Consider the following 11337-nt stretch of genomic DNA (forward strand, 5'->3'; position numbering starts at 1 on the left):
CAATATCCACTCGCCCGTCGCTACACAATTAGCTCATGCTTATGAATTTACCAGTTGTAAAATCTGCACTGGCGTCAACTCCTGCACATTGCGGAAAATCGCAGCAGCACCAGCAGCCTTGAGAGCATCTGCATAAGCATCACTTTGTCCCTGGGTTTCCTGAACGTGGGGTGGCAAAATGCCCACCGCAATCCAACGACGGTGAGGCTGGAGCGATCGCGCCTTTTCAATCGTGTAAATATCGGCAACCGTATCTCCCACATAAATAATCGGCGTTGAGGGGTGAATCGGCGATCTTTTTTCCAACTCTTGCACCGCCGCAAACAGCCCTGTCGGGTCAGGTTTACCAGGAGCATCCTCCATCGCAATTAGCAACGGCGACTTTAAACCCAGGCGTTGCTCTAAAACATAACTAGCCGATCCACGGGTAGCACCGCTAAAAAATCCCCACGGAATCCCAGCCGCCGTCAGTTGCTCTAGATAGCTCGGCTGTAATAGCAGCGGTTCATCGCAGATATAACCCGTCCAATGGTGCGGATCTGGCCCTCGATACCGGGATTGAAAAAAAGCAACCAAAACGTCATAATCAAGGCTCAGTTGCGATCTTTTCTGTCCAGAGCTTTCAAAGTAACGATATATCAACTCTTGGGACGCCTCCCAATCGTTATTCCACATCCCTTCCAACTTCAGCCGGTCAATTTCCTCTGGCGTCGGTCGGTAAGCGCCCTCAGTAAACTGCTCCACAGTATCAGCCAGCGCCCGTCGGTAAGATCCCCCAACATCTCGCACCACACCGTCAATATCGAAAACGACTAAAGGGCAACTAGATTCTCGAACCACTGCAAAGCACCTCCCAATCCCAATTAAAATATCCGATGAGCAAACACATAGCTATCCACGATCGCCTAGGTGTAAAATAGTCGTTTGTAGAGTATCCAACAAGCCTGGGGCTTCCCTGGAGGTGTGATTGTCGAGGTTTATTTTAAAGGTTCTCTGGCTGGAAGAGAACGTAGCACTAGCAGTTGACCAAGTAGTAGGCAAAGGCACCAGCCCTCTGACATCTTACTTTTTCTGGCCTCGGAACGATGCTTGGGAACAGCTAAAAAATGAGTTGGAAGCCAAGCATTGGATTGTCGATCTAGAGCGCGTCGCGTTGCTCAACAAAGCGACAGAAGTGATTAACTACTGGCAAGAGGAAGGCAAACGCCGTTCTATGTCTGATGCTCAGGCGAAATTTCCAGAAGTCGCCTTCACGGGTAGTGCTTAAGAATTATCCCGTGCATCTGCGAGAGTTTGATGCTTTTGTCCCTGCTGCCAAAGCACTTCGGAGTTGAGCAAGAGAGCTAAGCTAACCTTTATGTGACTCTTCCTAGGGTAGCAATTTCTTCTCTAGTGCTAGACTTTCGTGCTTAGCAACTGGCGATCGCTCATTTTTGCATAGGACGTATTGTTCCTGTCACCCTGAAGCGGTAGGACAATCGGTATGTCGCTAAAACAATCCGAACATAGGAAAACCCGTTTTCTTCTCAGAGAACGGGTTTTCCTATGACTACCACTATACCAATCTCTAGAATCTGGCAATCGGCTCTATTCTTGCCGGTAGCTAATGGGTTTTTGCGCCGATTTACCATTTGCCGCTGCTACACTGGTGCGTCCGGTAATACTGCGGAAATAAATGCCCCCAATGGTAAGCAAAAACAGCACGTAACTGATTGCTTGAACAACGTAGAGCTTATCGGTATATCCGAACAAGGCGCTAAAAAGTAGCCCAGGAAACTTGTCATCGGGTAAGGTTTGGGTCGTATTCCAAACCATCGGTCCCAAAATACAGGAGGGATTTTTAGCAAACCGTTCGTAATAGAAACACAAGGCTTCTGACTGCCGATCCATCTGAGCTAAGGTAGCAACCGCTGTGTCAAAATGGCTCAACGAGGATACGACTAAACCCGCAACAACTAGGATCAATAAAACGCCCATCACCTGGAAAAACAGGCGGATATTAATCCGAATCCCCCACTTGAACAAAGCAATGCCAATCCCGGCGGCAACTCCTAAGCCAGTTAGGGCACCCAAAGCTGGAATTAAACCTTGTTGAAATTTGGCAAAGATAAATAGAACGGTTTCAAAACCTTCCCGCAGAACCGCAATGAAAATTAGGCTGAAAATCCCCCAACCGGCAGTCCCATTTTGCCTCAGAGCCGAGGTGACGGCTCCTTCGACTGATGCTTTCATCGATCGTGCCTGCTGAGTCATCCAGATGAGCATCCAGCTGAGCATTGCGATCGCTATCACACTGAATACACCCTCCAGAAGTGGCTCCAGCACCGGTGCATACGGTTGATTGGATTTCGAGAGGGTTTGAGCTATCCAGGCTAACAGAACGCCTACTACGGCACTGGCGGCAAGCCCGACCCCAACACCCGCATAAACCCAAGGGTTCAGGGAACTCTGCTTGGCTTTTTTCAAGCAAGCCAGCACGATTCCCACAACTAGGGCGGCTTCAACGCCTTCCCGCAGGGTGATCGCAAAGGTAGGTAGCGCAGAACTAAAATCCATGATAATTGGTAATTGGTAGTAGGGAATTGGGAATTGGGAATTGGGGAAAAGTTGTAGAGACGCGATAAATCGCGTCTGAGTTTTGAGTTATAGCGGTTATTACAGGAGTGAGGTACGCCAAAATTCACGATTATCAAGCTTTCCAGTTTTGAGAATGTACCTCATATAACCGAGAACCTCTATAAGAACTTTCTTCTAATTCAAAACTCAACATTCAAAACTCAAAGCTCTGCTTACCCATTACCCATTAGCTAAAGTCGCGCAACATCTTTTTGATTTCTATGGTGTGCATTTCTTCGGTGCCAATCATCGTGCGGGCAAATTCTTCCAAGTAAATGCTGGCATCTGCAACCGTTTCTAGCAAGGTTTTATATAGGTCTAGCGCTTTCTTTTCATGATTAAAGCTTTCCCGCAAAATGTCTTGCACCGAGTGTTTATAGGTTTCCTCAATGGGAGCAATCCGCAGGCTGGGATGTCCCTCTAAACCTGTCAGAATTTCTCCCGCTTGTTGGGCATGAGTTAAGGACTCAGTTGCCTGCAACTTGAAAAACTCCACAATCGGAATCCGATTGGGGCCAATTACCATCAAGGAATAGTGGGTATAACGCACCACTCCTGCCAGCTCAAATTCCATGATAGTGTTCAGCAGGTCAATGGTCTTTTTTTGGTCAAGCTCTTTCATGCTTTCAGTAATGTAGTAGATGGTTAACTTTTCGCGATCGCAGTTTGAGCGTTTTTCTCAATTGTCTTGATTAGCTGGTTCACTTCCTCCGGAGTCTTTACGGGTGCAGCCGGGGGAATGGCAGTAGGCCAAGCAGTTTTCAACTGGGTCATGCTATCTGCGATCGCTTTGTGGGCTTCCGGATTTTCTTTAACCATTTTATCGGCGATCCCTTTATATAAAGTGTCGGCGTAGTTAACAAACCCCCGCGAGTCTTGATACTCAATCGCGGCGGAGATTTTGCCGTTAGCGATCGCGGCTCCATATTCTGCATTCGCCGCATCCAGCAACCCGTTGATCGTCTGTAGCACAAATTTCGGAGACTGGCGTTGTGTTTCCGGTAAAGTCTGGATTGCTGCGTCAACAGCCTCTGTGGACTGAGTGAAACTCGTTTTTACGCTGGCATCTTTGGGTTTGGACTTCACCAAATCTTGCAAGCTAATTAAAGTTGTCTTAAATTCTTTGACGTTACGTTCCTTGAGTTGATCTTCTACATCCACGTAGATTTCTTCTACAGGATGCCCAATGTGAGGTTCCGCTTGGTCGGGTTTTTGTTGATCCAGAAGTTCTCTAGCAACCAATAGATGACCTTTCATCAAGCCCAACTTGGTCATATAGTCAACGTCTTTGGCTTCCCCAGTTAGCACTACATCCTCAATTGTGACCATGTCTTTCACTTGGTCATATTGTTCCTGGCTAATTACTTTTTTGGAAACTAATTCCTCCGGACTGGCGTAGGGACGACTTGCTTGAATTTTATTAGACAGCGCTGGGATACCTAATTTCGCTTCTAATTTGTCTAGCTCGGAGAGAATGGCAGTGTTAATGTTGATTTGCTTACCACTACTGTGATTGTGAGCAGCCGTTTCAGTGGTACTTGCAGGGGAAGAAGCTGCGGTTGAGGGAATAGCCGCTGGGGATGTGTTGTTGGTGGTTGAGGCATCACCGCAGCTGGTTAGAGCGAGTAAACCAGCGATCGCCACGGCAAAAGATAGGAAACGAAAAGAAGGCATCATTGAGAAGTTTTGAGACATTTTTTTAATTCAGATTCCGGGGTCTATTATCTAGTAGTTGCGAAACTATATCAACTAATTTTTGCGAAAGTTTCTACTAAGCGGAGCTGATAGCTTCAAATTGACCCATACAACCGTGTTCTGCCATCTCGTCTTGATGGGGATGAAACATATATTTCCCCGGATACCGGAAGGAAAATTCTAGGATATGCCGTTCAGCGGTACCCATTGTGATGACATCTGTCTCTTCCGTGGGAGTCAGAGTTCGCCCAGTGCGATACACCTGAAACATATTGGCGTGCAGGTGAAACGTCGCCGCTACATCGAACTCAATCATGTTCAGAATGTACAGTCGAATTAGCTGATTCTGGTAAATCGGGATCGGGTGCATCATGTAATAGTCCGGCAGACCATTAAAGGCATAGAGTTCATTTTTGCGATCCTCATTGATGTCATAGCCAGCCATTATCAGCACCATCTCATCCGCCGGTGGACGCCCCTCCGGAGGGTCAATGATAAACATTCCGTATAGCCCTTTGCTAATATGTCGCGTCACCGGCTCCGTGTGGCAGTGGTACAGATGCACGCCAAACGGTTCTGCATCAAACTCATAAATCGTTGCAGCTCCGTGGCGCACCGGACGCACGCCATCCATCTCAGGGCGGTGGAAGCCATGAAAGTGCATTGAGTGGGAATGTCCCCCTTGGTTGAGAAAAAGAACGCGAATGCGATCGCCTTCTTTTGCCCGTAATGTTGGTCCCGGTACGCGCTCGTTGAAAGTCCAGGTGTTAAAAGAAACAGCACTATTGAGCTGTAGCGTGGAAGTCCCCGCTACAATCCTAAATTCCCGAATTGTGCGTCCATTTTCCCGCTTAATCGTGCCATAATCAAAATCCCGCAACACCGCCATTGGGTTGAAGTCGCTAGGATCGGCTGGTGCATCACTCGCAAGTGGCACTCTCACGGGGAGCGTTTGTTTTTTATTGAGGGCTGGGAAAGCGAAGCGCAAAGCATTGCCTCCGGCTAACGCTGCACCAGTCACACCGACTCCTGCTAATCCTAGTGCCAGCAGTTGGCGACGGCTCAAAGGTTTTCCTTTTTGTAGTATTTGTAGTAGTAGTGGGTTCTTCGGCATGACATGATCGACGATTAGCGCCGATCAATTGAGAAAGGTTTGCAAATAACTCCAAAGAGTATAAGACTCAGTTAATTTATTGTCAATAATTCTCAATAACTAAATCAATATGAACGTCAATAACACTGATCGCCTAGTTCTGACGGTGCATAGCATTGAGGCGTCGCGCGAATTTTATTTCCGCGTTCTCGGTATGCAGGTGGTGACGTTCGGTAATAGTCGTAAGGCGCGTTCCCGATGGTAATTTGATTAAATCAAATTACATTGAGTCAGTTAAAGTGCGATCGCAGAAAAATTTTCTGCATCCTTTATAGTTAAAACAATCAAGTCCAAGCGCGAAAGAAAGTATTATCCTCCCAAGCAGCAGCAGTGCGTTGCTCAATTTCTGCGATCGCTGTCTCAGCAAATAATTGGAATACCTGCGCTACCTTGACATTTGACTCCAATTGTGCTGGATTTTCAGCGGCGATGACTGCACAATCCACCCCTGGTACTGACAGCGAGTACCCCAACGCTTGATGCATTCCATCCAACACTCCCGGCTTAAATAGACGCCCATAAGCTGGCACCTTCATGGCAATGACGCCCACCTTTTTCTGACGCGCCACTGGTAGCACTGCCGGGATAAACGGGCGCGGGTGGTGTTTATCGGCGGCATTCACGGGAATAAGTGTCGTGTCAAAGGCATAGCGACGCAAGCCTTCAGCGATAATTGCCGGTTCGTGATGCCCGGTGATGCCAACGAAACGCACCAGCTTTTGCTGTTTTGCCTCTTCCAAAGCATGAATTGCACCGCCGCGCCCAAAAATTTCGTCTAGTTCTTGCTCAAAAGAAACATGATGGAGTTGCCAGAGGTCAAGGTAATCTGTATTCAGACGTTTGAGACTGCGCTCCAACTCTCGCCAAGCCCCATCTCGGTCACGGATAGCCGTCTTACTGCTCAGGAACAACCTAGTTCGATGTGCAGGTAGCACCTTTCCTAGATAATCTTCGCTAGGGCCATAGCTAGCCCCTGTATCAAAGTGACGAATTCCTAAATCTAAGGCTTTTTGAATGAGCGCGATCGCTTTATCTTCCGCTTTTTCCCAGGATAATGGTGTCTGACCAGCACCACCTAAACCGAGAATCGGGAGACGCACCCCAGTGCTTCCCAATTCCCGTTCTGGCATGGTCGCTGTCACCGGCGGGGATGACTCCGCTGGCGTCTGATTTTGTTTCAACGCCGCAGTGCCGACAATCCCTCCCGCTACAGCTATGCTAGTGGCTAAGAAAGCACGGCGCGTTGTTTTCGGTGTCATGGTGATTTTAGGGTAGTGCTTCTACTCTTTGTTTTAGCAGCGATTCCTGCCTGCGATCGCCATGAGTTTGGTTGTTTTATCGGATGGGCGATCGCTACTGAAATTTCAACGCAGGAACACTCTGGGTGGAATAAAAAAAATCTTCTCTCTCGTCATGTTAGAAAGCATCTGACAATGAACAATGTGGGAGAAGCTTAAGTGGTGTCAAGAGTAGAGATGTGCAAAATCTTCAAGAATTCTCAGTGGGTAAGCTCAGCAGTTTTAGGAGCAATCCTGGTTGTCGGGGGGAAAGCGATCGCGTCTGAAATTCCGACAACGCCAGAAAATCCCGTTCCTGTTGACACCCCAGAAGTTGTCATGCCTGTCTACGATCCGCCTGAGTCATCATCCAGCGTTTTAGAACAAATCGATGGCTACACTCAGCCAGACTCGGCGCAGGAAGACTCTGTTGATGACCCTATGAGCCAAGTCACCAACGTTTCCCAGCTAAAGGATGTTCAACCTGGCGACTGGGCCTATGAGGCGCTGCGGTCTTTAGTAGAGCGATATGGGGTCATTGCAGGCTATCCCGATGGCACCTTCCGGGGCAATCGAGCCTTGAGCCGCTATGAATTTGCCGCCGCCCTGAATTTCGCCCTCAACCGAATTACCCAGATACTGCCTGTGGCGAACTCAGACGCCATTGCCAAAGAAGACTTAGCGATCTTGGAGCGCTTAAAAGAAGAATATACGCTAGAACTCGCCTTGCTGCGCGGGAAAGTCGATGAACTAACAGCGCGGACTGCGGAACTGCAACTGATTGGATTCTCCACCACTACCAAACTTGCTGGGGAAGCGATTTTTGGGGTTGCAGGTGTTGCAACTGGGGAAAATGCTGATGGCAAGCCAATCGATAACGTGGCAATCTTTGGGCATCGGACGCGCCTAAACTTAGAAACTAGCTTTACAGGTCGAGATATCCTGAGAACTCGACTGCAAGCTGAAGGATTGGGTTCTCTTTCCGAACGTACCCTCACCCCAGAAGGCGACCTATTTTTTAAGGGCGATACCAGCAGTGATATCGTGATTGATGAGCTGTTTTACCAGTTCCCAGTCGGCAAGAATACAGAAGTCGTGGTTGCCGCCAACGCCAGCGCAGAAGATTTTACCAATACCGTCAACCCTTACCTGGATGGCGACGGTGGCAGTGGTGCCTTATCTCGCTTCGGAACCCGCCCTTCCATCTACTACCTGGTTGAAGGGGCGGGTATTGGCATTCGGCACGCTTTCAACGACAAACTGGAACTGAGCTTAGGCTATTTAGCCGGTGACGCTGAGAATCCAGAATCTGGAAGTGGATTGTTCAATGGTTCTTATGGCGCACTGGCACAAGTATTATTTAAACCTAGCGATCGCGCCAGCATTGGATTGACTTATGTTCACGCTTATAAAAATGACCTGCAAACTGGCAGCAATGACGCTAACCTTACCAATCGGTTAAATCCGTTAGGGTTTCCAGTGGTTAGCAATTCCTATGGTGTAGAAGCCTCCTTTCAAATTAGTCCCCGGTTTGTCGTTGGGGGTTGGGTTGGCTACACGGCGGCAAGGGCTAGAGCGCTGGGAGATGCTAACATCTGGAACTGGGCTTTAACTTTGGCATTTCCTGACTTGGGAAAAACCGGCAATTTGGCAGGTGTAATTGTTGGTATGGAGCCAAAGATGACAAATCGGGATAATAGCCTTAGCCAGTTGGGTATTCAGGATTCAGATACCTCATTGCACCTAGAAGCGTTCTATCAGTACCAGCTGACGGATAACATTGCCATAACACCGGGGATTATCTGGCTCACAGCTCCTGATCATAACGCTGCTAATGACGATCTTGTGATTGGCACCGTCCGCACAACGTTTACTTTTTAAGGATCTGAAGTAATTAGTAATTAGTCCTTAGTTGGGGAGTAGCAACTAAGGACTAATTACTAATGATGAATCTCCAAATTCAGGATATAGCTCCCCATCTGGACTTTTTCCGACCATAATTCATATTCCAGCCGCAGATGCTCTGGTAACAGACGCCCCTCCAGGGTCAAACTTCTGGTAAAGTTTCGCAGACGCACCTGTCCATGCGTGCCTAAGGAATCGCTATGCAACCAATAGCGGCTGAGACCATAAATCCCTCGTTCCCAGAGGTGGCGATAACTCAACTTGCCGTTTCCCTGCATGGTCATGATCACCCTAGAAGGGGAAATTTCCAGCCACAAAAGTCGGGGAGTTGCTGGCGGTTGGTCTGTAGCACCAGCGGGGGCTTCATCAGAGCGTTCCCAATCCCGGATTTCTGGTTCCGTGAGCAGCAGATGAAAGCGCTGCTGGTCTTTTTGATACAAGGTAGCAGCGGTTTCAATGGTAGACCAAACCGGCATATCAGTAGATACAAGTGATAGGCAGACAGGTCTGCGGTGATGGGTCAGCATGGAATGTGAGAAGATAGAAATAATAGAAGACTACTATTGTTCTAGCAGCTCTGGCTGAAGCGATCGGGCTTTTTGAATAAAATTACGTCCCAAGCGATCGCTTTCCCCTGCCCCAATGCTCCGAATTGCCTGTCTTCCTCACCGCTGAAATTTTTTTCGTCCAGGTGTTGACAAAAACTTTTAAATTCGCTAACTTAATAAAAGTGCAACGGAGCTGGCCCCCATCGTCTAGAGGCCTAGGACACCTCCCTTTCACGGAGGCGACGGGGATTCGAATTCCCCTGGGGGTATCAAAAAGGCAAAAGGCAAGAAAAATTTTTCTTGCCTTTTGCCTTTTTAATTGAATGGAGTAAATTCTCATCGTTCTAGGTGGTAAAGGAACTAATGGCTATTTTTCAGCTAGTTTGTCTATCTTTTCTTTCAGAGCTAGATTGAATAAAGAGCGTAGCAACACCAAGAACCATAGACCTGATAAGCCAAAAATAGCGATCGCCCAACTACCATAGGAAGGTAGTGCCAGCAGCACTACAGCCGACAGCAGGGTAAAACCTGTTAAGCAAGCATAAATTAGGCTTTTTAGGGCTAAATTAATCCGTTTGAAGATGCGATCGCTTTCCAGGTTTCGCACCCGCAATTGTAACTCTCCCCGTTCAATTCGTTCTTCTAAGCGCCGGATTAAAATTTCCGAAGCTTTTGGTTGTCGCAATTTATAATTAATAAAATCTTTGGCTTGTCGGGCAAGTTCCCCGATTAAATTTCCTTTAGCTTGAGAGACGGTGATACTTTTAATAAAAGGTTGAGCCGCTGCTACTGGATTGTATTCAGGATCGAGTGCCCTAGCAATACCATCGAGTGTGGTTAATGCCTTTAAAATAAACGTCATCTGGGCAGGCAAGCGAAAGGGTTGCTGCTCAAACATGGCATAAACTTCAGTACTCATTTCACTAAAAGCTTTGATATCGATAGGTTTTTCGGTAAACTTATCTAAGATAAAAGTTAATAATCTTCGTACCGGAGTCATATCCGCGACGGGCACGATTAAACCCATACTAATTAAGGTATCTAATACCTCATCTGTGTCCTTTTTTAAAACGGCAAAAAACGTCCTAATCATTTGGTCTTTGGCAATAGACTTTAGCTCTGCCATCATGCCAAAATCATAAAAGATTAAGCTGCCATCTTGGCTCACTGCCATATTTCCGGGATGAGGATCTGCTTGAAAAAAACCATCTTGCAAGAGTTGCTTTAAGTAACAACAAATCCCCAGTTGGTTAATTTTCTTTGGATCTAATCCACAGGCTTCAATAGTTTTGCGATCGCTTACTTTTATTCCTGGTAAATATTCTATAGTCAAAATTTTGGTAGTCGTGTAGCGCCAATAAATTTTAGGAATAATAACGCGGGGATAGCCGAGGAAATTGGCGGCAAAACGTTCGGCATTTTTGCCTTCTTGAACATAGTCAATTTCTTGATAAAGAAGATTAAAAAACTCGCTATAAATCGCTTCTAATTCATATTTTCTTGTCCAAGGTAAGTAGCGCCGCGAAAAACGGACAAGTCTACCAAGAGCTTGAAAATCTAATTTAAATAACCTTTCTAATCCCGGACGTTGTACTTTGACAACGACATCTTCACCCGTATGCAGCCGTGCTTTATGAACTTGCCCTAAGCTAGCAGCAGCAATCGGAAACCGATCGAACTCCCGATACAGAGCATGAATTGAATTACCGAGTTCAGATTCAATGAGAGCGATCGCTTCTTGGACACTAAATTCCGGAACCCGATCCTGTAGTTGCCCTAACGCCTCTACATATTCTAGAGGTAGCAAATCCGCACGGGTAGACAATGCCTGCCCAATCTTAATAAAAGTCGGACCTAAATCTAGTAAAGTTTCAACTAACCACTGTGCCCGACGCTTTTTATGTAAAGGAGAAGTATTTTTAAAGATGCCATCCCACCATAAATAAAACACCCACTCTGCTGCCGCTCCAAAAATGTCTAATTGACGAGCCAGGGGAGTATATTTAGTTCGTTGCCAACGTAAGGGTTTCAGTGGAGCTTTTGCGAGCATATCATCACTTAATGAAGTCAGGAGTCAGAATCGGGGCGCTTGGCAGGTAAGCCTTTACAGGAATTAGTAAGCCGTGCAATCTCCAAGAAAGCC

The 11337-nt window shown here is 47.0% G+C and carries 11 protein-coding genes and 1 tRNA gene; 4 read left to right on the forward strand and 8 right to left on the reverse strand.

All coding sequences use genetic code 11. The annotated features are described in order from the left end of the window. Positions 1–39: 39 nt before the first annotated feature. On the reverse strand, positions 40–840 hold the full coding sequence (locus ACFW2W_RS01135; RefSeq protein WP_378172185.1) for a TIGR01548 family HAD-type hydrolase: 801 nt from the start codon (positions 838–840) through the stop codon (positions 40–42). A gap of 127 nt (positions 841–967) precedes the next feature. Between ACFW2W_RS01135 and ACFW2W_RS01140 the strand changes: the two genes are divergently transcribed. Beyond that, the gene (locus ACFW2W_RS01140) at positions 968–1267 is read left to right on the forward strand and encodes a 30S ribosomal protein PSRP-3 (RefSeq protein ID WP_378172188.1); all 300 of its coding nucleotides are present in this window, start codon (positions 968–970) and stop codon (positions 1265–1267) included. Between the two features lie 320 nt (positions 1268–1587). On the opposite strand, the gene ACFW2W_RS01145 is transcribed toward ACFW2W_RS01140, so the two are convergent. The 5 genes from ACFW2W_RS01145 to ACFW2W_RS01165 all read right to left on the reverse strand — a co-directional run bounded on the left by ACFW2W_RS01145 (position 1588) and on the right by ACFW2W_RS01165 (position 6723). Next, entirely contained in the window at positions 1588–2556 is a 969-nt protein-coding gene (locus ACFW2W_RS01145) for an FTR1 family protein (protein WP_378172191.1), read from the reverse strand. A 247-nt stretch (positions 2557–2803) separates the two neighbouring features. Continuing rightward, positions 2804–3238 carry a bacterioferritin gene (locus ACFW2W_RS01150; protein ID WP_378172194.1) on the reverse strand — a complete coding sequence of 145 codons (435 nt, stop codon included), beginning with the start codon at positions 3236–3238 and terminating at the stop codon, positions 2804–2806. A 23-nt stretch (positions 3239–3261) separates the two neighbouring features. Beyond that, on the reverse strand, positions 3262–4290 hold the full coding sequence (locus ACFW2W_RS01155) for a ComEA family DNA-binding protein (protein WP_378172281.1): 1029 nt from the start codon (positions 4288–4290) through the stop codon (positions 3262–3264). Between the two features lie 97 nt (positions 4291–4387). Continuing rightward, positions 4388–5425: a multicopper oxidase domain-containing protein gene (locus ACFW2W_RS01160; RefSeq protein WP_378172197.1), complete on the reverse strand. Its 1038-nt coding sequence runs from the start codon at positions 5423–5425 to the stop codon at positions 4388–4390. Positions 5426–5748: 323 nt separating this feature from the next. After that, positions 5749–6723: an aldo/keto reductase gene (locus ACFW2W_RS01165; RefSeq protein WP_378172200.1), complete on the reverse strand. Its 975-nt coding sequence runs from the start codon at positions 6721–6723 to the stop codon at positions 5749–5751. A gap of 15 nt (positions 6724–6738) precedes the next feature. Between ACFW2W_RS01165 and ACFW2W_RS01170 the strand changes: the two genes are divergently transcribed. Beyond that, the gene (locus ACFW2W_RS01170) at positions 6739–6921 is read left to right on the forward strand and encodes a hypothetical protein (protein WP_378172202.1); all 183 of its coding nucleotides are present in this window, start codon (positions 6739–6741) and stop codon (positions 6919–6921) included. An 18-nt stretch (positions 6922–6939) separates the two neighbouring features. Then, positions 6940–8622, forward strand: a complete 1683-nt coding sequence (locus tag ACFW2W_RS01175; RefSeq protein ID WP_378172284.1) for an iron uptake porin — start codon at positions 6940–6942, stop codon at positions 8620–8622. A gap of 59 nt (positions 8623–8681) precedes the next feature. On the opposite strand, the gene ACFW2W_RS01180 is transcribed toward ACFW2W_RS01175, so the two are convergent. Next, positions 8682–9173 carry a hypothetical protein gene (locus ACFW2W_RS01180; RefSeq protein ID WP_378172205.1) on the reverse strand — a complete coding sequence of 164 codons (492 nt, stop codon included), beginning with the start codon at positions 9171–9173 and terminating at the stop codon, positions 8682–8684. 217 nt (positions 9174–9390) lie between these two features. Between ACFW2W_RS01180 and ACFW2W_RS01185 the strand changes: the two genes are divergently transcribed. Beyond that, a tRNA-Glu gene (locus ACFW2W_RS01185) sits at positions 9391–9463 on the forward strand. Between the two features lie 98 nt (positions 9464–9561). Here ACFW2W_RS01185 and ACFW2W_RS01190 read toward each other — a convergent pair. Next, entirely contained in the window at positions 9562–11244 is a 1683-nt protein-coding gene (locus tag ACFW2W_RS01190) for an ABC1 kinase family protein (RefSeq protein WP_378172208.1), read from the reverse strand. Positions 11245–11337 lie beyond the last annotated feature (93 nt).

Origin of the sequence: Coleofasciculus sp. H7-2, assembly GCF_042747725.1 — a bacterium.
GTDB lineage: Bacteria > Cyanobacteriota > Cyanobacteriia > Cyanobacteriales > FACHB-T130 > FACHB-T130.